The following is a 19,636-nucleotide window of genomic DNA, read 5'->3' as shown; positions in this document are numbered from 1 at the left end:
TTCCACGACTGCATGCACTGGAGAGACCGACTTCCCGGCTGGTGGTCTCCGTGCCCCTGCGGCTTTCTTGTGTTGCGCCCTGCTACTGGTCGAACGGATAGACCTTCTTCCATTCCGTGGCCATGTCGACGACCACCCAGCCTTTGCCCTTCGCTTCGTCCAGCGCCTTGTCCAGGCGCCCGACCCTGCTCTGCCGGTCATATGCCCATTCGCGCTGACCGTCGGTGTGGTGCACCAGGCCGGCGAAGCGCCGGCCCTGGCCCGCCACGGTCCACTGCAGCATCTGCAGGTCGCCGTCGGAGTTGCCGAAGGCGAGGATCGGCCGCCGGCCGATGATGCTGTCGATGCTTTCCGGCTTGCCCCGCCCGTCATCGTTGTGCACCAGCTTGGGCAGACGCTGGATCGACAGCTCGCCGCCCTGATCCTCGAAACGGCTGCCCAGGGTGGTGCCGATCACCTGTTCGGGCGGGATGCCGTAGACCTCTTCGGCAAAGGCGCGCATGAAGGCCACTTCGCCGCCGGAGACGATGTAGGTGCGGAAGCCGTTGGCGCGCAGGTAGTCGAGCAGTTCCAGCATCGGCTGGTAGACCATTTCGGTATACGGCTTGCCGCTGCGCGGGTGGCGGGCGCTGGCCAGCCAGCGGCGGGCATTGGCGATGAACTCCTCGGTGCTCATGCCCGAATGGGTCGCGGCGACTATCTGCAGGATGCCCTGCATGCCGCTGTCGGCCAGGGTCTTCTGGTCGCCTTCGAGCACCGCCTTGAACGGCTGCGTCTGCTGCCATTCCGGGTGCTGCGGCGCCTGCCGTTTCACCTCGTCCAGGGCGAAGAGCACCTGGAAGTACATCGGCTGTTCGCTCCACAGGGTGCCGTCGTTGTCGAACACGGCGATGCGCTCGGCCACCGGGACGAAGTCCTTGCCGCCCTGTTCGGTCACCGCCTCGACGAAACCGACGATCGCCTGGCGCGAAGGGCCGTCATTCCACGACGGCAGCTCACCCGCCGCCTGGGCCAGCAGCGGCAGCCCCAGGGTCAGCAGGAAGAGCCAGCGGGCAAACGGTCGAGCGAGGTTCGAATGCATGTCGCGTCCCTGGTCACGGATTCAGTGGTTTGAGCGCATGGGCTGGGGCGCCCGGAGGCTGCTCCCGCCGCAGCTCGCGCCGCAGTTGCGGCAGTGCCCGGAGCAGCGGCGCGGACGCCGTTTCCGGCGCCCCGCCCGGGCGCCCGTAACGGGCCCTGAAAAACGCTAGCAGAGGATTTCCCGCCGGGTGGGAGCCAACGTCAATTACGCTACTCATTTCACGGCTTCCCGATGTCCGGCGCAGCCATAGATACAGCGCGCTCAGTTGCGGCGGCTCTCTGCCCAGTTGCCCGCGCACCTGCCGCCAGGCGTAGGCAGGCGAATCCCGCCAGCGTTGCCGATGGCGCTGCAGGGCACTCCTCGCCGCCAGCCGCAACGGTTTGCCCCAGGCGCGCACGGCAAGGCAAAGCCCGCCAAGGCCAGCCAGCAGAAGGCCCAGCCGCAGCCAGTGGGCGCTGACCCGCACCTGGGCGCGCCGGCCCAGTTCGCGCAGGTCTTCGCTGATGGAAAAAGGTGCCGCGTAGGCCGCCGGGGCCTGGGCCGAGAGCTTCAGCGCCGGCAACGACGCCGTGCGCGGCTCGCCACTGTCGGCCGCCCACCAGTGCAGCTGGATCGGCGGAAGCTGGAAGTCGCCGGCCTGCTCGATCACGTAGGTGACCGCATCCAGCCGCTCGCCGCCGCTGCTGCCGCCGCGTCCATCGCTCAGCGGTCGCACCGTTGGCGCCTGCACGTAGCGGCGCAGTCCGTCCACCTCGGCAAAGTTCGGCGCCGGGATCAACATGGCCTGGGCGCCCTCGGCGCTGATATGCAGGCGGCGGGTGACGCTGTCACCCACCCGCAGTGGCTCATGGGAAGGCTGCAACTGCTGGCTGATCGTCACCTGGCTGGCCACCAGGCGCTGCCCGCCATCGCCCGCAACGCCCGCCGGTGCCTTGGCGCTGAAGCGCAGCGGCTGGCTGCTGACCGTTAGCGGGCCGCTGGCCTGCCCCGGTTGCACCTGGATAGCCAGCGCCGGCAGGCTGAACTCACCGGGGTTCTGTGGGGTGATCTGGTAGCGGTAGCGCAGACCGAAGAAGGCCTTGCCGGCGATCTTCTCGTTGAGGTGGGTGGCCTCGCTGCCGGGCTCGGAGATCACCGCGCCGGCGACTTTCAGCATCGGCAGCTGCGGCGGCTGGCTGAACCAGGTGTCCACCAGCAGGTCGACCTGCAGGGTCAGCGTGCCGCCGACCAGCACCGAGTCCGCCGGCAGCAGCTGCGTGCGCACCTTCACCTCGGGCTCGGCGGCAAGCGCCAGCAAGCACCAGCAGAGCAGCCACAGGAGCAGCGCCTGCCTCATGATCCGGCTCCCTTCGCGGCGTCCTGCAGCAGGAACTTGCGGCGCAGGAACTGCGCCGGCGAGGTGCTCAGGTTGTCCAGCCATTGCTCGTCCGAGTCGGCCCTGGCACCGGGCCGCGCCACTTGCTTGCCCTTGTCGGCCGTGTTGTCGAAGACCTCCTGGTCCGGCTTGTCGCCCGGCGGGCCGGCCTCCTGCTGGTCTTCGCGGTCCTTCTTCAGGGCCTGGGCGAGCGCCAGATTCGCCTTGGCCTGCGGGAAGTCCACCTGGCGCGCCAGGGCCTGGCGATAAGCGCCGATGGCCTGGTCGAACTTCGACAGGCGCACGTAGCTGTTGCCCAGGTAGAAGTACGCCTGCGCCGAGTCGAGCCGGGCGAAGCTGGCCAGGGCCAGTGGGTAGTCCGCCGCGCGGTAGGCGGCCAGCCCCTTCCAGAACGGGTCGTGGAAATGCGCGGCGGCCTGCGGATAGTGCTCGTGCTCGAATGCCCAGCGCCCTTGCTGGTCTGCCGTGAAGAACGCGTCGGCCAGTGCCCCGGCGCGCGCCGGGGCCGGCGCCCCACCCAGACCGATGGCGAGCAGCAGCGCCCCCAGCCAGTGCACCTTCCAGCCCTTGCGGATGCCGAGCAGCGCGAGCGCCAGCACGGGCCAGCACAGCCAGTAACCGGCATCCTTCCAATGCAGTTGCCGGTCATCGCCCTGGGCTGCCTGGAAGTGCTGCTGGGCATGCAGCTCGATCCAGTCCAGGTCGTCGTCATTCAGGGTCAGGCTGCCCAGGGGCGCATCCGCCGCATCGGCCAGCCCTTGCAACCCCTGGGCGTCGAAGCTGGCGAGCAAGGGGCGGCCCGCCGCCTCCTGTTCGCCGCCGGCCAGCAGGCCGCCGTCCTGGCTGCCCACCGCCAGCACCAGCACCTGTACGTCGCTGCCACGCAGAGCCTGGCCGATGGCGTCGAACTGATCCTTGTCGGCGCCGTCGGTCAGCAGCACCAACGTCCCCGGCGACTGCTCGGCGGCCAGCAGCCGCTTGGCGATCGCGATGGCGCCCAGCGCGTCCTTGCCGCTGCGCTGGATCAGCCCGGGAGCCAGTGCCTGCAGGAAGCTGTCGAGCAGCCCGGCATCCTGGGTGGCCGGCAGCACCAGGTGCGCGCTGCCGGCGTAGGCGATGAGCGCCGTCGGGCTGCCGGGCCGGCGAGTAATGAGATCGTGCACCTTGTGCTTCGCCGCCTCGATGCGCGAAGGCGGAACGTCGCTGGCGGCCATCGAGGGCGACAGGTCCAGCGCCAGGATCAGCGGCGCGCGGTTCTCCAGGAAGGCTGGACGGTCCTGCTCCCAGGCCGGCCCGGCAGCCGCCACGCCCCCCAGCACCAGCAAGGCGCCGAGCCACTGCACCGAGCGTACGCGCTGATGATCGGCGGGGGTGATCACCAGGTGCTGCAGCAGGTGCGGTGCGATGATCCCGTCGAGCCGCCGCGCCAGGTCATGGCGCCGGCTCCACAGCAGCGGCAGCAGCACGCCCGGCAGCAGCATGAGCAGCCACCACGGCCGGAGAAAATGGAAGGCGCTCAGGTCGATTGCCATCAGCCCTCCGCTGGCGCGCCAGGGCGCGTGTCACGCGGTACGGCCAGGCGCCCGGCAAGGGCGGCCAGCAGGTGCGCCACCAGCAACAGCAGCAAGGCGGCGCCCAGCGGCAGCCAGAACAGGTCGCGCTTGGGTTGGTGGCTGAGGGTCTTCACCTGGTGCGGGGTGAGGCGGTCCAGGGTCGCGTAGACCGCTTGCAGCGCCTCGCGGTCGCCCGCGCGGAAGTAACGGCCGCCGGTGCTGCGGGCAATCTCCTGCAACGTCTGCAGGTCGACTTTCGCCTCGCCGCTGGCCTGCGGATCACCAATGCCGATGGTGTGCACCACCACGCCACGCGCATGGGCCATGGACGCGGCATGGCCAGGGGTGATGGCGCTGGCGGTGTCGTTGCCGTCGGTCAGCAGGATCAGCACCTTCTCCTGCTCCGGGGCGTCCTTGAGCAGCTTCAGCGTCAGGCCGATGGCGTCGCCCAGGGCGGTGCTCGGCCCCGCCATGCCGATGCCGACCTCATCGAGCAGCATCAGCAGGCTGGCGTGGTCCAGGGTCGGCGGCGCCTGGGCGAAGGCGCCGCTGCCGAAGACGATCAGGCCGATACGGTCGTCCTTGCGCGCACCGATGAAGTCGCGCACCACGCCCTTGACGATGCTCAGCCGGTCCACGCGGTTGCCGGCGGCGTCACGGTAATCGTTGGTCTCCATGGATTGCGAGATATCGATGGCGAGCATCAGGTCGCGCACCGGCTGCACCCGCTCGATGGGTTTCTCCACCAGCACCGGGCGCGCGCACGCCAGCAGCACCAGGGCCCAGACCAGCAGGTTGAGCGGCAGCTGCCAGCGCCCGCCGGCGCTGGCCTCGCTCCGGGGTTCCTGGCCCGCCGCCTGGCTCATGGCGGCGAAGAACGGCACGCGCAGGGCGCTGCGTGATTCCCGGTAGAGCGGCAGGAAGCGCCAGGCCAGCCACGGCAAAGGCAGCAGGAACAGCAGCCAGGGGTACTCAAGCTGCCACATGGTGCCCCCGGACCCACTCCCGACAGGCGACCAGCAGGGCCTGCGCAGCCTGCTCGTCCATGGCCCGAATCCTGGCATCCGGCGCGTAGGCCAGCCCTGCCAGCTGACGCTCGAGATCGGCGGGCAAGGCCGTGGCGCTGTGCCTTTGCAGGAAGGCCTGCCAAGCGGCGCCGGCCAAGGGCGCCGCCGCCGCTCCGCCGGGCATCGACACGGCCACGCGCTTGAGCACCACCGGCAGTTGGCGCAACGCAGTCAGCCGGCGTGCCGGGTCCTGCATCGCCAGCGCGAGTTCATCGAGCAGCGCCAGCGCCTCGCGCCGGTAGCGATCACGCTGCCAGCGCCGATAGCGCCAGATCGCCCAGGCCGCCAGCGCCAGCAGCAGCGCCACGGCGAGCACGCCCCAGGCCCAGGTCTGCGGCCAGTAGCTGACCAGTGCCGGCGGCGCCGCCAGCTCCTGCAGCTGGTCGATGTCGGGGGCGCTCATCGTGCCAGGCGCCCCAGCTCGCCACGCAGTTGCTCCAGGCTGTCGCGCCCGCTGCTGAACATCATCAGCGGCACCTGGCTGCGGCGCAGCAGCGTGGCGACGTCCTTCAGCCGTCCGGAGAGGAACTCCCCCAGCGGCCGGTGGACCTGCCGCCGCCCTACCTCCAGTTCCACCTGCAGCTCGCCCTGGGTCACGGTGACCCGGCCGCGGTCGGGCAGCTGCACGGCGATGGGGTCGAAAACCTGCAGGGCCAGCACGTCGTTGTGCGCACTCAACTGCCGCAGCAGTTGCAGGGTCTGCTCGGTCACCCCGGCGAAGTCGCTGATGATCACCACCAGGCTGTCGTGCCCGGCCACTGCCAGGCACTGGCGCAGCACCCGGTCGAGCTGGCCGGGCGAATCGTCTTCCCGACCCGTGGCGTGCAAGGCATGGTTGTGCCGCACGACCGCGGCGCACAGCGCCTCCACCCTGGCCCGGCTGCGCAGGGGACGGACGTACTCGACCTGGCGATCGCCGAACACCAGGCCGCCGACCCGATCCCCCGCCTGCAGCGCCATCCAGGCGCCCAGCGCGCAGAGTTCGGCGGCCAGCACCGACTTGAAGCTGCGCCGGGAACCGAAGTACATGCTCATGCGCTGGTCCACCAGCAGCAGGGTCGGCCGGTCGCGCTCCTCGGTGTAGCTGCGCACGAACGGCTTGCCGTAGCGCAACGAGGCGCGCCAGTCGAGATGCCGCAGGTCGTCGCCGGGGTTGTACTGGCGCAGCTCGTCGAAGCTCAGCCCACGCCCACGCAGACGCGCCGCGTGGCTGCCGGAGAGCACGCTGGAAAGCGGTTGCCGCGACAGGAAGCTCAGGCCGCGCACGCGATGCTCCAGCAGCATCAATTGCTGCAACGAGGCGTAGACATAGCCATCAGCGAGCGCCTGCGATCCGGTCATGGCCAGCGTGCCTCTCAGGCGGGAATCGCCACTTTGTCCAGCAGTCGGTCGATCACCTGGTCGGCGCCGATGCCATCGGCCACCGCGTCATAGGACAGCAGCAGGCGATGACGCAGGACGGGATGCACGACCGCGCGCACATCGTCGGGGCTGACGTAATCATTGCCGGCCATCCAGGCGTGGGCACGCGACACCCGGTCCAGGCTGATGCCGCCACGCGGGCTGGCGCCCACCTTGAGCCAGCGGGCCAGGTCGGCGTCGTAGTCGGCTGGCCGGCGTGTGGCATTGATCAGGTCGATGAGATAGCGGTCGATGGCCTCGGAGACGTGCACATCGCCTACTTCCCTCCTCGCCGCGAACACCGCTTCCTGGGCCAGTGGCGCGATGGCCACGGCAGCCGCATCGGAGTGCTGGCTGCGCTCCTCGGCGCGTACCAGTTGCAGCACGCGGGACTCGTCCTCGACGCGCGGGTAGTCGATCAGCAGCTTCATCAGGAAGCGGTCCATCTGTGCCTCGGGCAGCGGGTAGGTGCCTTCCTGTTCGATGGGATTCTGCGTCGCCAGCACCATGAACAGGCCGGGCATGCGGTGGGTCTGCCCGGCCACGGTGATCTGCCGTTCCTCCATGGCTTCGAGCAGCGCCGCCTGCACCTTGGCCGGCGCACGGTTGATCTCGTCGGCGAGGATGACGTTGCCGAACAGCGGGCCGGGCTGGAACTTCAGTTGGTTGCCCTGCTCGGTCTGCTGGAGGATCTCGGCGCCGGTGATGTCCGAGGGCAGCAGGTCGGGGGTGAACTGCACGCGGCTCATGCGCGCATCGAGGTGCTTCGCGAGGGCCTTGACGGTGCGGGTCTTGGCCAGCCCCGGCAGGCTTTCCAGCAGCACATGGCCGTTAGCCAGAAGCCCCAGCAGGATATGCCGGACCGTTTCTGCCTGACCCAGCACCTGCGCCGACACGGCGGCTTCCAGACCTGCAATCTGCTCATGGGTGGACACGGGCGAGTTCCTTGTTCCGTCGATTCGGATTCCCGCCGATGGCGTGCGGGAGCCGCGCTCCCTGCACACTGCCATGCCACGGCCTGCGAACTAACTGTAGCTGCTGTGATACACCGCGCCAGGCTGGCACCTGTCGCTGAACGAGCAGCCCGGCGGCAGGCTCCAGCGCGCCGTTATCGAGGAACAGGAGGCGTTGCCTCAGCGCAAGACTTGGCTGCCGTCTGTCACAAAATTCCTACAAGCAGGTTGACCGGCAAAACCTGCGCCTCTAGTTTCCTACCCTTCCTTCGCCGGGGTGCGCTGTGCCCTGGCGATCCCACGGCAAAGGACTGTCCGTCATGCTCAAACCCCTCGGCCCCTGGCTGCCCGCCCTGCTGCTCTGCAGCCCCCTCGCCGCGCAAGCGGAAGGCCCCTCCGGCGATTACTGGCTGATCCACCAGCAGGGCAGCCTGTACAAGAACGAAATCTTCGTCGCCGATGGCGACCCCGCCAACATCTACGACCGCAAGAACGGCGTGCGCTCGCTGGGCGTCTATGAGTTCTACGAGGAAGGCGCCAAGCCGACCTTCACCGCCTATGACGTCGAGATCGACTGCGCGAAGAACCGCGTGCGCCTCAACGGCGCGCAGAACTACGACAAGTTCTACAACGACATCCGTCCCAAGAAGGTCTCCAAGGAATGGCAGAAGAAGCCCGAGGCCTGGATCGCCCAGAGCCGTGACTTCCTCTGCAAGCCGAACGCCCACGTGGAACAGAAGATGTATCCGCTGGGCAAGATTCCCATGGCGCAACTGGTCTCGGCCGCTCCCGGCCTGTTCCAGCTGCGCAACCGCGATCACGCCAAGAACCTGATCCTGGACATGGTCGACAAGGGCTTCGAGCAGATGCCCGTGAAGAACGCACCGGCCAAGGAGGGCGTGCAATGAAAGGACTACTCGCGCTGGGGATGATCGCCATCCTGCTCGGCGGCTGCTCCGCCATCCCCACCCTGCCCGAGGCGCAGGCCCGCAGCTACTGGAAGGGTCGCCCGGCGGGCGAGGCCATCGACCACTTCGGCGCGCCCAGCGACATCGGCCTGGCGCCGGAGAACGACTGGGTCGTACTGATCTATCGCCGCGACACGTCGTATGTTTCCCGCGAAGCCCTCGGCACCTACACCGGTCCGCAGAACGGCCAGCTGGTGCATACCGAGTACTGGGGCGACGTGGTGCACTCGGCCAGCTGCGAAATCCGCGTCGCGATCAACCGCGCCCGCCAGGTCGACTACCTGCTCACCCGCGGCAATTGCGGCGGCATCCCGCTGAGGCCGGAAGCCTGACGCCTCTCGCCTTCCCCACCGGGGAAGGCGTCAACACCCGCCAAGGACGGAACCCACGATGAACAGACTACTGAAAATTTCCCTGCTCGGGCTCATGGCCTGGGGCAGCCAGGCCCTGGCCGAAGAGCCGAAACTCACCGACCTGCTGGGCCGCGGCTATGAGATCAAGTCAGCCTACTGGGCGCCGGGACGGGTCGTGCAGATCCACTTCCTGATCCTGCAGAAAGGCTCCTCGGCCTACCAGTGCACCACTTACGAAGGTGGCAGCTTCTCGCAGCAGTACTACGACTACTCCAACACCTACTCCTGCTCGGCCATCGGCGACCTGGTGCCCAAGGCCGGCGGGGTTCCGGGGCAATAACCGCGCCCGGCCGGCAGCCGCCCTGCCCCGCGTGGGCGGCTGCCGATCTCTCAAAGGTCCTTCCCTCAGAGGAATTGCCAGCGCACGCCCATCCAGGCGGTGCGTGGCGCGCCTGGCGAGACGAAGGTCTCCCCGACCGTATTGCTGCGTCGACCATTGACGGTGCCGTTGCCGGCAGCGCCATCGGTGCGCATCACCCCACTGGCGTCGAAGGGGTTGGCGCCGAGCATGCCGGCGGTGAGGTACTCGCGGTCGAACAGGTTGTCGACCTCGGCGAAGACCTTCCAGGCCTTGTCGACCTGATACGCCGCGCTGAGGTTGAACACGGTGTAGCCGCCGATCTCCCCGCTGCCCTCGTACAGCCCGCCGCTCTGGTGATCGTTGTTCTCGTTGCCGCGCACGTAGCTGCTGGAGATGCCGATGGCATCGGCGCCCAGGCTCAGGCGCTCGCTCGCCGCGTAATCGGCGGAGAGCTTGAGGATGTGCCGCGGGATCAGCGGGATGCGGTCGCCGGAGCGAACGCTGATGCGGCCATCCTCCGCGCTGCTGTTGGCTTCGCCGAGGAAGGTTTCGGCGGAGCGGTAGGTGGCGTCGATGAAGGTGTAGTTGGCGCCCAGCGACCAGTCCCCGAGGTCGGCGAACAGGCCCGTCTCCACGCCGCGGCGGCGGGTCTCGCCGAAATTGGCGAAGTAGCCGCTGCCACTGGTGCTGGAGGAGACGAACTGGATGTCGTTGCTGTTGCGTGAGCTGAACAGCCCGGCGTTCCAGCCCAGGTGATCGCCGATGCGCCCGCGCAGGCCGGCCTCGAAGGTACGGGTGACCACCTGCTCCAGCGGCGGATCGCCGGCCATCGAATTGGGCAGGCGGCAGGGCGCGTCCGGGTTGGCGCACCCCAGCTCGATGGTGGTCGGCGCGCGGCTGCCTTCGCTGTAGCCGGCGTAGGCGGTGAGGTTCGGCGTCGCCTGGAAGGTCAGGCCGATGGCGGGGTTGAAGCGGTTGAAGTGGTGCTTGCCGCTGAGCGAGGCGCTCTCGTCGATGTCCTCGCCGAGGCTGTCGCCGTCCAGTTCGTAATGCGTCTGCTGGTCGTGGTTGCGCACCGAGATGTCGTTGTAGCGCCCGGACAGCGTGAGGTCGAGCCCCTCGTGCAGGGTCAGCGTATCGCTGCCGTAGAGGCTCCAGGTGCGGGTGTTGCCCTTCAGCCGTACGGCGCGATCATCCAGCTCGCCATCGAGGTTGAAGGCGTTGTCGGCCTCGGCGTAGACACCGGTGCCGACGATGCCGCGGTCGGCCGTGAGCGCGCCGTACTCCGCTGACTGCTGGAAGCGTACCTGGCTGAAATCGAAACCGCCGCCGAGGGCGAACTGGTTGTCCAGCCCGAGCAGGCGGTTGCGCACCGACAGCTGCTGGAACAGGCCGATGTTGCTCTGGCGGGTACGGGTGCGGTTGATCATGCCCGAGCACTTCTCACCGGGTTCGCCGCCGGGCTCGAACTGCGCCCTGCACGCCTGCAGGTTGCCGGCGGTGGTGTAGGCGCCCGGCGCAGTGAGAATGTTCTGGCCGGGACCGCCGATCTCCTCGGGCAGGGCTTCATCGTTGATGTCGCCGTTGAAGGTGTCGGTGCCGATGTGGCGGTAATACAGGTTGCCGGACAGGCCCAGGTCGTCGCTGTAGTCGTGGCTCCACTGCAGGTTCAAGAAGTTGGCGGTGTTCTGCGTGTTGTCCGGGTAGGTGTAGACGCTGTCGTAGTCGCGCCGCAGGAAGCTCCTGGGGACCATGCCGTTACCGTTGAGGTCGGTGTCGGCGAAGCTGTAGGTCAGCTTCAGGTCGGTGCTCTCGCCCCGCCAGCCAAGCTTGCCGAACAGCTTCTGCGCGTCGGAATCGGAATGCTCGCGCCAGCCGTCTTCCTCGAAGTGGGTGCCGGCGGCGAACCAGTCCCACTGCCCTTCGCTGCCGCCGTACTCCACCTCGCCGATACGCCGGCCATAGGAGCCGAGGGTGGTCTGGATGGCGCCGCCGGGGTTGTCGCGGCCGTTCTTCGTCTGCACCGCCAGCGCACCGCCCAGGGTGTTGAGGCCGAACAGCGGGTTGCTGCCGGGCATCAGCTGGGCGCTGGCGATGGCGTTGTCGGGGATCAGGTCCCAGCTGACCACGTCGCCGAACGGCTGGTTCATGCGCACGCCGTCCAGGTACAGCGACAGCCCCTGGGGCGTGCCCAGCAGCGGCGAGGCGGTGAAGCCGCGGTAGTTGATGTCCGGCTGCAGCGGGTTGTTCTGGATGTCGTTGACGTAGACGCCGGCCGCGCGCCGGTCGAGGAAGTCGGCCAGGCCGAGGGACTGGCTCCTGGCGATTTCGTCAGCGTCGAAGGTCTGCACCGGCGCGGCGATCCGGTCGCGGGCCAGGCCCAGCGACGGCAGCGGCAGCGCGCCGATCACCTCGCTGTCCTCCAGCGCCAGCGGCGGGTCCTGCTCCGCCGCGCCGGCCATTGGCACCCAGACAACGGTCTGGGAAATGAACAGGGCAAGGGCACTGGAGCGGAACAGCGGGCATCCGGGCATGGCGGCGTTACCTGTCTTGTTGTGGTTATCGTCGAGCGGAACGGGAGCCGCCGGATACGCGAACGCACGCTGGTCCCGGAAACGGCAGTCGGGATGGGCGGCGAGTGCGTGGCGGCGGATGGCCAGACGGTAGTGCGACGGCGCGCCGCGAAGAATCCTACGATGGGCGGGACTGGCCTGTACCAAGGGAGGAGACCCGGCGGCGTGCCCTCGGCCACTCCATGCGCCACCCAGGACAACCCCACCGCTGGTCGCAATTTGCGAACGCCGAATCCGGCCGGCCACTCTCCTGATCAGAGCGTCGCGGAAGATTCCGCCGACCGGGTCGGTTCGATTCACCCCTAGACGTTCTTCGTCCCCGCCACCTGTTCATACGGGCATCACGCGAATGCCCGCGGGCAGCTGCGCGGCCAGAAAAGTCGTCCGGTCCCGCGCCGCACCATCCGGTTTTCGCCGGCGCGACCGGAGCAGTCCGCCACTCGCACGGGAGTGGTCCTACTGCCTGTGGCCCTGGGCCAGGAGCGCACCTATGAACTTCGAACAACGCGACAAGTACGGGATGTACAAGGGACGTACCGATTTCACCGCCGAAGGCGATCGCGGGCCCGGCCCGCGGCTGATGGGAGCCGACACCCTGATCGGCAACGACGTCTACAACGCGCAGGACGAGGACCTGGGCGACATCAAGGAAATCATGCTCGACACGGCGACCGGCAAGGTGGCCTACGCGGTCCTCTCGTTCGGTGGCTTCCTGGGCATGGGCGAGAAACTCTTCGCCGTACCCTGGGCCGCCCTGCGCCTGGATACCGTGAACAAGCGCTTCGTCCTCGACGTCGACAAGGACCGGCTGAAACATGCGCCGGGCTTCGACAAGGACCATTGGCCGGACATGCACGACGCGACCTGGGGCCGCGACATCCACGCCTACTACGGCACCACCTGGGACAACGATCCGCGCGTCTAGCCCCCTGCTCCAGCGACCCGCCGCAGCGATGCGGCGCGTCGCTGCGCACAAGCGAAGCGACCTTCCCTGCATGGATAGCTCGGGCATGAATACTGGCCATTCGCCCTGTCACCAGGCAAAATCCCACACATAAAGTCTGTCTTTCAGGGAAGAAGCCAATGACATGGCCTGTCATTCTGCAGCTTGACGAGCGCTCCTATTCGGCCAGCGTCGTACAGAGAGCTGCCTATAGCGTTGCCAGCGATTTCATCGCCGAAATCCAAGTACAAGGGCAACGCATCGTCGTACTGCTCAATCCCCACCCATCCTCCACTGTCGCGGCCACGCTCTGTGCAGACCAGGTCAAAGGCCGGCTGCTTCAGCAGTTGAATGACTTCGCCTTGCGCGAGCGAATCCAGCAGGAAACCGCCGGCCTCAGAGAGGCACTGATCCGCGCAGCACTGATCGGCTGCAGCATCTGAATGAGCGGACTCATTGCAACCGATGGCTGCTATCGGCTATTACCGTTCCGCTTCATGCGCATGGACGGTAAAAGTTCGCAGGATGTACTGATCACCGCCGATACAGGTGAGTACCTCTTCATCGCCGATAACCAGTTGCGTGACCTGCTGGACAAGCGCCTGCAATCGGGAACCCGGTTATACAAGGACCTGCTGGCACGGCACTTCATCCATGAGCCGGGGAAACACGACCCACTGCCGGAAATGGCCGCGCAGGTTCGTAGCCGCAAGGACTTTCTTCTGCAAGGCCCGGCCCTGCATCTCTTCGTTGTCACCCTGCGCTGCAACCACACTTGCCAGTACTGCCAGGTCTCGCGCGCCCCACTCGCCGGCGATGGCCACGACCTGTCCGAACAAGACGCGATGGATGCAGTCGAGCGCATGTTCGAATCCAGCTCCCCGACCCTCACTGTCGAGTTCCAGGGCGGTGAGCCGTTGCTCGCCTTCGAGCGCATACGCCAGATCGTCGAACGTGTGGTGGAGCGCAACCAGGCGGAGCAGCGCGACATCCAGTTCGTTGTGACCAGCACGCTGCATCACTTGAGCGAAGAAGTGCTGGATTTCGCCCATCAGCACCGCATCCAGTTTTCGACCTCGCTGGATGGGCCGGCCGAACTGCATAACGCCAACCGCCCGACTCCTGCTCGCGACTCCTACGAGCGAACGCTGGAGGGGATTCGTCGCGCCCGAGCGCGGCTTGGGCACGACGCGGTATCAGCACTGACCACTCTTACCGCCAGGAGTCTGGAGCAACCGCGGGCGATCATCGATGAGTACGTGAGGCAGGGGTTCTCCAGCATCTCCCTGCGCCCGCTCAGCCCCTACGGTTTCGCCGCCAGAAGCGCGCACCGGCTGGACTACCCGATGGATCGCTATGTGAGTTTCTACAAGGAAGCTCTCGCCTATCTGCTGGAGCTGAACCAGCAGGGCATCCACCTCTCGGAGGGATACACCACGCTTCTGCTGAACAACATCCTGACACCCTTCTCGTCCGGATATGTCGACCTGCGCTCGCCCATGGGCGCGGGAACTGGCGCCCTGGTCTACAACTACGACGGCCATGTCTACCCCTCCGATGAAGCTCGCATGCTCCTGGAGATGGGCGAGGACGGTTTGCGGCTGGGCACTGTTCGCCAACCACTGCGCGAATTGCTGAATGCGCCTGTGATGCACCTGCTGCTCGAAGCCGGGATCGCGGAAGCCCTGCCGGGGTGCAGCGATTGCGCTTTGGTTCCGTATTGCGGCGCGGACCCCGTCGAGCATTTCGCCCGGCAGGGCGACCCGATCGGCCATCGCGCCTTCAGCAGTTTCTGCGAAAAGAACATGGGACTTCTCCAGCACCTGCTGCTTCTGCTGCGCGACGGTGACGACGATACTCAGCGTGTCCTGTTGTCCTGGCTGACGCGTCGCTCGTTTGACGACATTGTCTACGCCGGATACAGGGGATAGGCCATGCTGCGCAGAGAGACTCATTTCGACATCCGCAATCTTGCCGCACCACGCTTGCTGAAAGTGATCACCGTCAGCGAACTCATCGAGAAAGGCACGGCCATCTGCGCCGGCAATGCGACGTTCGATGACCTGGCGCTCTGGCTCGAACCACACGACCTGCTGAATCATCCGGCCCTGGGCACGCTTCCCGTAGGCGCCTTCCTGTGCCCCTGCCAGGCAGCGGCGGAGCTGCCCAATTCGGTCGTGCAGCTGCACGCTCCCAAGGATCCTGATGTGGTCCGGCCTGGTGATGTCATTGCCCTCACGCCAGCGAGCAATCTGGTCCGTGTGCTGTATCGGCGAGGTGCCAATTCCAATCTGCTGTTCATGACCGATCGCTGCAACAGTCTGTGCCTGATGTGCTCGCAACCGCCGAAGGACATCGATGATCGCTGGCACATCGAGGAAAACCTGCGCTTGATCGACCTGATGGATCCGGGAGAGGAACAACTTGGCGTCAGTGGTGGGGAGCCGACGCTGTATCGCGAGGGACTGCTGGAAATTCTCGCCAAGTGCAAGGCCGTTCTACCGGAGAAGTCGATCCATCTCCTCAGCAACGGCAGGCTCCTGAAAGATCCCACCTGGATACCTGAACTGAAACAGCTGGACCATCCCGCATTGAGCTGGGGAGTGCCGCTCTACGGCGACAACGCCCATGACCACGACCACCTCGTGCAGGCACCTGGAGCCTTCAGTGAAACCCTGCAGGGTCTGTACAACCTGGCGCGGGCCAATCAGGTCGTGGAGCTCCGCGTGGTGCTCAACCGCCTGACAACTCCTCGGCTGCCCGGGCTCGCCCATTTCATCTTTCGCAACCTGCCTTTCGCCCGCCACGTCGCCTTGATGGGCATCGAAAGCACAGGCCTGGCGAAGAAGCACTACGACCAGTTGTGGATAGACCCGCTGGACTATCAGGAACAGCTCAGCCAAGCGGCCTGCTTCCTGCACAACCGAGGCGTTCCCGTTTCGATTTACAACCTGCCCCTGTGCCTGTTGCCGACGCACCTGTCGCGCTTTGCCAGGCAAAGCATCTCCGACTGGAAAAACCTGTTCATCGACGCCTGCCAGAACTGCGCCGCGCGGAGTCAATGTGCAGGATTCTTCAAGTCCCATACCGACCGCTGGCAGAGCCGCGGTATTCGTCCGCTATCCACGGAAGAACTCAGCACCTACGCAAGGAGTGCTCCATGAGCTTGCTCGATCGTTGGAAGATTCTGCTCGGCCATATCACCCTGTTGCCGGTCGCCGGTAGCGCCTTCGCGCACGCCAACCAGTTGCCTCTCGCCGAGGCCAGCTGGGAGCCACGCAGCGACACCCTGCCTCCCGTGTTCATGAATACCCTGAACGCGCCCGATGCCGTGAACGTCTACGCCGCACACCGCTCGCACAGCTCTCACCGTTCCCACAGCTCGCATAGCTCGCACTACAGCGGATCGGGTGGCTACAGCGCACCTCGCTACTACAGCCCACCGGCCGCCCCAACGCCGAGCCACACACCAAACACTTACTACAGCGCGCCAAGCACCTCGAGTGGAAGCTCAGGCAGCACTATCAGAAGATCAGGAAACAGTTTCAGTGATTCCTCGACAGCCCCCCGTGATACGACGACCAGGACAACACCGGCACGCCCTGCCGCTGGCGAGCTGTCGAATCTCGTGATGCGGGTGCAGACCGCCTTGATGGTGCGCAAATACTACGAAGGCTCGATCGACGGAGTTCTGGGCAAGACAACTCGCGGCGCACTGATGTCGTTTCAGATGGACAGCGGTCTGGAAATCAATGGGCGCATGGACACAGCGACTTTGAATGCATTGGGTATCCGCATTCCTGAATCGAGATGAGAGCAAAACGAGCGGCGCTGCATGCCACCAGAGAGAATGCCAATGCAGCGCAAGGCAGGCGCTGAAATTCGCGCTATCGGGATACGCACAACTACAGAGATATCCACCATGGCCGGGTGTGGCTACCTCACTACGGCAGAACCCGCGCTCTGCGTTAACACCGACATGACCGCCGGTGCGACCTGGAGCGCCCCACATCAACGAGATACCCGAAACCGCCCGCATTCTTTCGACTGCCCTGTATCCCAGATACAATCGGCCTCGAGTCCGTCTTCAGCCGCAGGACCTGCGACAGGGATGGCTCGAACATAACAACAACATCAGGAATGGAATCACTCAATGATAATTCTCGACCTGGAGGCCACCTGCGACGACTCTCCAGACTGGAACCGTGACGAAATGGAGCTGATCCAGATCGGCGCCGTGGTAATGGCCAAAGATGGCACGCTCATCAACCGATTCGAAGCCTACGCAAGACCCTCCATCCATCCGAAGCTGACCAGCTTCTGCACACGCCTGACCGGCATTTCCCAGAGCAGGATCGACCAGGCCAAACCCCTTAGCGAGGTGCTGGTGGAATTCGACAAGTGGGTCGCCGGCATTCACTCTGATCACCTTGGCCACTGGGGCTCATGGGGCGCCTACGATCGCAACCAATTCATCAAGGATGCCCGGCGCCAGAAAGTGACTCTGCAGATCCTGGCGCAGGATTCTACCCACCATAACCTGAAGAGCATCTGGGCAGAGCGCGCCCGGCAGCGGCCGATGGGATTGGGCAAGGCAGTGGTTGCCGAAGGCCTGCGTTTCGAAGGCCGGGCACATAATGCTCTGGTGGATGCCGAGAACATCGCCCGGCTGAAACACATCAGGAACTACCGCAGGGAGCTTCCCTACTGACGCGACACTGTCCGTCACCGCATTGCTCTGCTTGACCGATCCAGCCTGCAGAGCCCTCCACACCCTTCCACCCGCCCTTCCCCGCAGCTGCCAACACCACTCTGCCCTGCCATCCGGCACGACTGCTTTCGCGCAGCGAAGATGCTTTTCGAGCAACCGATGACGGGCCTTCTGCAGATTTCCGAGAAGGTCACCCACCATCCCAATCCGACCTTCAGCCCCGCTGCACGGCAGTGTTCGGGGCGGTACGCCATCGGGCAGGCGAAGTGTGCTCACGACATCACGCTCACCCGCAGTACTCCTTCTCGACTCACTGCAGCGCGGGCTGAGGCGCGGAATCCTCATAGCGGCGCTGGATGCGTGCCAGCTCGCCGGATTCGCGCAGTTGCTCCAGCGCGCGGTTCCAGGCGGCCACTTTCGTTTCGTCACTGTCGCGGCTGAAGGCGATGTACAGCGACGAGCGATACAGCTCGACCGGCACCCGGCGCAGGGTGCCCGGTGCCAGCCCGAGCTGGCGGCTGTAGTAGGCGACGCCCGCGTCGGTATCGCCGGCGATGATCTCGGTGCGCCCGGCCAGCAGCATCAGGTAGAGCTGCTGGCTGCCGGTGGCGCGCTTGTCGAGATTGGCGAAGCCCTCGGCCTGCAGCACGTCCGGCAGCAGCCCGGCGTGCCGGGTGGTGATGCGCGGCGCGCGACGCAACTGCTCCAGGGTCTCCACCGGCGCCTGGGTGCTGGCCAGCTGGTAGGGATGGATGGATTCCTCGACGATCGGCCCGACCCAGTGGTACAGCGACTCGCGCTCGGCGGTGCGGAACATGGAGAACATGATGGTCCGGCTCTGCGACTGCAGGGCGCGGCTGGTCCTCATGCTGGGCAGCAGTTCGATGACGAAATCATCCCCGGTCAGCCCCATGATGGCTTTGACCACGTCCGTCGCCATGCCGGTGAGGCGATGGTCCTCGACGTAGTTGTAGGGCGCCCACTCCTCGGTGACCAGGCGGTAATCGCCGGCCCAGGCACTGGCGCTGAGCAATGAACAGAGCAACGCCGCGGGTAAGGTGGGAAGTTTCACGTCGCTCGCTTGGCAGGAGGATTCGCGCGGCAGGGCGCTGCCGCAATGACTGCAGGATCATAGCCCCGGCACCTGGGTGTCGCCACCGCAGGGCCGGCGGGCAGATACCGGCAAAGGATGCGGCGCGGCATCCCAGCCAGGTTGCGCAGCGCTCGTCGAATGCCGGAATGATCTCGGCGGATATCAGGACCTCACCCAGCCACGACGAAGACAACAGGGCGCCCCGAGCAGCGCCTCATTCAGCCGGCAAGCCGCTGCCCCAGGCACTCCACCAGCCAGTCGATGAACACCCGCAGGCGGTGGGTGACATGGCGGCTCTGCGGGTAGACGACGTGGAAGGGATATGGCGCCGGGCGCCAGTCAGCGAGGATTTCCACCAGCGTGCCGTCGCGCAGGGCGGGGCCGGCGGCGTAGGTGAAGGTCTGCAGGATGCCCAGGCCCGCCAGGCCGGCCGCCAGGTGGGCATTGCTTTCATTGACGCCGATGCGGTGGTCGAGCTTCAGCTCGCTGCGCTCGCCGTCGCGCTCGAAGCGCAGCGGCACGGCACGGCCGGTCTGCGGCGACAGGTAGCTGACCACCCGGTGGCCGTTGCGCAGCTCCTCCGGGTAGGCAGGGATGCCGTTGTGGCGCAGGTACTGCGGCGACGCGCAGGTGACCATCGGCGCCTGGCCGAGGCGGCGCGCCACCAGCGACGAGGCATCCAGCGGGCCGCCACGGATCACGCAATCGACGTTGTCGCCGATCAGGTCCACCGAGCGATCTGAGACACCCAGGTCGATGCGGATCTCCGGGTAGCGGGCGAGGAAGTCCGGCAGCAGCGGCACCAGCACATCGCGCGCGGTGGAGCCGCCGACATCGATGCGCAGATGGCCGCGCGGCTTGCCGCGGGTGACGGCAAAGGACGAATCGATGTCTTCGAGGTCGCGCAGCACACGGCTGGCCTTGGCGTAGTAGTCCTGGCCTTCGGGCGTCACCGTGACGCGCCGGGTGGTGCGCTGCAGCAGGCGCACGCCCAGGTGCGCTTCCAGTTCCTGCACCAGCTTGCTCAGGGTGGCGTTGGGCATGTCCAGCGAATCGGCGGCGCGGGTGAAGTTGCCGGCCTCGACGACGCGGGCAAAGGCGCGAATGGCCTGGAGCTGATCCATGCAAGTGGTCCTCGGCAAGGTTTCCCCGATTATCCATGGATATGGATAGTCATTCCATTGGCTGCGCTTTTTCCACCAAT

19 protein-coding genes are annotated in these 19,636 nt (G+C 66.3%); 9 read left to right on the top strand and 10 right to left on the bottom strand.

Features of this window, described 5'->3' with window-relative positions; all coding sequences use genetic code 11:
* Positions 1-82: 82 nt before the first annotated feature.
* The 7 genes from HNP46_RS22975 to HNP46_RS22945 are packed head-to-tail and all read right to left on the bottom strand — an operon-like array spanning position 83 to position 7,412.
* Positions 83-1,081, bottom strand: coding sequence for an HAD family hydrolase (locus tag HNP46_RS22975; RefSeq protein WP_184593581.1), 999 nt, complete (start codon positions 1,079-1,081; stop codon positions 83-85).
* Positions 1,082-1,094: 13 nt separating this feature from the next.
* Positions 1,095-2,417 carry a BatD family protein gene (locus tag HNP46_RS22970; RefSeq protein WP_184593579.1) on the bottom strand — a complete coding sequence of 441 codons (1,323 nt, stop codon included), beginning with the start codon at positions 2,415-2,417 and terminating at the stop codon, positions 1,095-1,097.
* Entirely contained in the window at positions 2,414-3,988 is a 1,575-nt protein-coding gene (locus tag HNP46_RS22965) for a VWA domain-containing protein (protein ID WP_184593577.1), read from the bottom strand. Before HNP46_RS22965 ends, HNP46_RS22970 begins: the two co-directional genes overlap by 4 nt.
* Positions 3,988-4,995 carry a vWA domain-containing protein gene (locus HNP46_RS22960; RefSeq protein WP_184593575.1) on the bottom strand — a complete coding sequence of 336 codons (1,008 nt, stop codon included), beginning with the start codon at positions 4,993-4,995 and terminating at the stop codon, positions 3,988-3,990. Before HNP46_RS22960 ends, HNP46_RS22965 begins: the two co-directional genes overlap by 1 nt.
* Positions 4,982-5,479 carry a DUF4381 family protein gene (locus HNP46_RS22955; RefSeq protein WP_184593573.1) on the bottom strand — a complete coding sequence of 166 codons (498 nt, stop codon included), beginning with the start codon at positions 5,477-5,479 and terminating at the stop codon, positions 4,982-4,984. The genes HNP46_RS22960 and HNP46_RS22955 overlap by 14 nt, the downstream gene beginning before the upstream one ends.
* On the bottom strand, positions 5,476-6,417 hold the full coding sequence (locus HNP46_RS22950; protein WP_184593571.1) for a DUF58 domain-containing protein: 942 nt from the start codon (positions 6,415-6,417) through the stop codon (positions 5,476-5,478). Before HNP46_RS22950 ends, HNP46_RS22955 begins: the two co-directional genes overlap by 4 nt.
* Before the next feature lie 14 nt (positions 6,418-6,431).
* Positions 6,432-7,412, bottom strand: coding sequence for an AAA family ATPase (locus HNP46_RS22945; RefSeq protein ID WP_184593569.1), 981 nt, complete (start codon positions 7,410-7,412; stop codon positions 6,432-6,434).
* Between the two features lie 338 nt (positions 7,413-7,750).
* On the opposite strand from HNP46_RS22945, the gene HNP46_RS22940 reads away from it, so the two are divergent.
* From HNP46_RS22940 to HNP46_RS22930, 3 genes are read left to right on the top strand one after another with little or no spacing between them, the layout of a single operon-like run.
* Entirely contained in the window at positions 7,751-8,338 is a 588-nt protein-coding gene (locus tag HNP46_RS22940; protein WP_184593567.1) for a hypothetical protein, read from the top strand.
* Positions 8,335-8,730 (top strand): hypothetical protein, encoded by a 396-nt coding sequence (locus HNP46_RS22935; protein WP_184593565.1) that lies wholly within the window; start codon positions 8,335-8,337, stop codon positions 8,728-8,730. Before HNP46_RS22940 ends, HNP46_RS22935 begins: the two co-directional genes overlap by 4 nt.
* Before the next feature lie 58 nt (positions 8,731-8,788).
* On the top strand, positions 8,789-9,091 hold the full coding sequence (locus tag HNP46_RS22930) for a hypothetical protein (RefSeq protein ID WP_184593563.1): 303 nt from the start codon (positions 8,789-8,791) through the stop codon (positions 9,089-9,091).
* Between the two features lie 65 nt (positions 9,092-9,156).
* On the opposite strand, the gene HNP46_RS22925 is transcribed toward HNP46_RS22930, so the two are convergent.
* Positions 9,157-11,646 carry a TonB-dependent receptor gene (locus HNP46_RS22925; RefSeq protein WP_184593561.1) on the bottom strand — a complete coding sequence of 830 codons (2,490 nt, stop codon included), beginning with the start codon at positions 11,644-11,646 and terminating at the stop codon, positions 9,157-9,159.
* A 529-nt stretch (positions 11,647-12,175) separates the two neighbouring features.
* On the opposite strand from HNP46_RS22925, the gene HNP46_RS22920 reads away from it, so the two are divergent.
* The 6 genes from HNP46_RS22920 (at position 12,176) to HNP46_RS22895 (ending at position 17,339) form a co-directional block, all read left to right on the top strand.
* Complete coding sequence (locus tag HNP46_RS22920; RefSeq protein WP_184593559.1) at positions 12,176-12,610, top strand: PRC-barrel domain-containing protein; 435 nt, start codon at positions 12,176-12,178, stop codon at positions 12,608-12,610.
* Positions 12,611-12,768: 158 nt separating this feature from the next.
* Entirely contained in the window at positions 12,769-13,071 is a 303-nt protein-coding gene (hxsD, locus tag HNP46_RS22915) for a His-Xaa-Ser system protein HxsD (protein ID WP_184593557.1), read from the top strand.
* A complete protein-coding gene (hxsB, locus tag HNP46_RS22910) occupies positions 13,072-14,559 on the top strand; it encodes a His-Xaa-Ser system radical SAM maturase HxsB (protein ID WP_184593555.1) in 1,488 nt (495 codons plus the stop codon). It begins immediately after the preceding gene.
* Between the two features lie 3 nt (positions 14,560-14,562).
* The gene (gene hxsC / locus HNP46_RS22905; protein ID WP_184593553.1) at positions 14,563-15,792 is read left to right on the top strand and encodes a His-Xaa-Ser system radical SAM maturase HxsC; all 1,230 of its coding nucleotides are present in this window, start codon (positions 14,563-14,565) and stop codon (positions 15,790-15,792) included.
* The gene (hxsA, locus tag HNP46_RS22900) at positions 15,789-16,442 is read left to right on the top strand and encodes a His-Xaa-Ser repeat protein HxsA (protein ID WP_184593551.1); all 654 of its coding nucleotides are present in this window, start codon (positions 15,789-15,791) and stop codon (positions 16,440-16,442) included. Before hxsC ends, hxsA begins: the two co-directional genes overlap by 4 nt.
* Positions 16,443-16,781: 339 nt before the next feature.
* On the top strand, positions 16,782-17,339 hold the full coding sequence (locus tag HNP46_RS22895; protein ID WP_184593549.1) for a 3'-5' exonuclease: 558 nt from the start codon (positions 16,782-16,784) through the stop codon (positions 17,337-17,339).
* Between the two features lie 310 nt (positions 17,340-17,649).
* Here the strand turns inward: HNP46_RS22895 and HNP46_RS22890 are convergent, their stop codons facing one another.
* Positions 17,650-18,411 (bottom strand): substrate-binding periplasmic protein, encoded by a 762-nt coding sequence (locus tag HNP46_RS22890; RefSeq protein WP_184593547.1) that lies wholly within the window; start codon positions 18,409-18,411, stop codon positions 17,650-17,652.
* 239 nt (positions 18,412-18,650) lie between these two features.
* A complete protein-coding gene (locus HNP46_RS22885; protein WP_184593545.1) occupies positions 18,651-19,556 on the bottom strand; it encodes a LysR family transcriptional regulator in 906 nt (301 codons plus the stop codon).
* Between the last annotated feature and the right edge of the window lie 80 nt (positions 19,557-19,636).

Origin of the sequence: Pseudomonas nitroreducens, assembly GCF_014204515.1 — a bacterium.
GTDB classification, from domain to species: Bacteria; Pseudomonadota; Gammaproteobacteria; order Pseudomonadales; family Pseudomonadaceae; genus Pseudomonas; species Pseudomonas nitritireducens_A.
This window is presented reverse-complemented; position numbering and strand designations above follow the sequence as displayed.